This is a genomic window from Achromobacter sp. Marseille-Q0513 (assembly GCF_018195695.1).
GTDB lineage: Bacteria > Pseudomonadota > Gammaproteobacteria > Burkholderiales > Burkholderiaceae_B > Achromobacter.
Genome location: NZ_JAGTJY010000634.1, coordinates 1 through 341 on the forward strand (window position 1 = coordinate 1; position 341 = coordinate 341).

Consider the following 341-nt stretch of genomic DNA (forward strand, 5'->3'; position numbering starts at 1 on the left):
CTCAAATGCATGTTTCGCCCCGTTGCTGAAGAAGAGTATGAAATCAAGAAGATCAATCCTCAGCCTTCTGCTCGTTCTGAGCTCGACACCGGCAGCATATGCACACATGGCTGTCGAGCGGCTTTTTCCAGTCGACGCAGACCCGGGCTACTTCAAGATAAGCAGCGTCACCGCAACGGGAGAACCTTCCCATTTCGCCGCATCCACCTACGTCAACAACGAAGAAGGCGATGGCATGAGTCCTCGCATCCAGATCGATCCCATGAACTGTCGGGATAGCCGTCCGCCTACCATTGTCGCCGTGGCGGACACCTATATCTCCATCGTGGCCACCTCGGCAT

The 341-nt window shown here is 55.1% G+C and carries 1 protein-coding gene; it reads left to right on the top strand.

What is annotated here, in order from left to right:
* Window positions 1–106 precede the first annotated feature (106 nt).
* The coding region (locus tag KDH83_RS32085) for a hypothetical protein (RefSeq protein WP_212323251.1) at window positions 107–341 on the top strand (235 nt) is incomplete at its 3' end.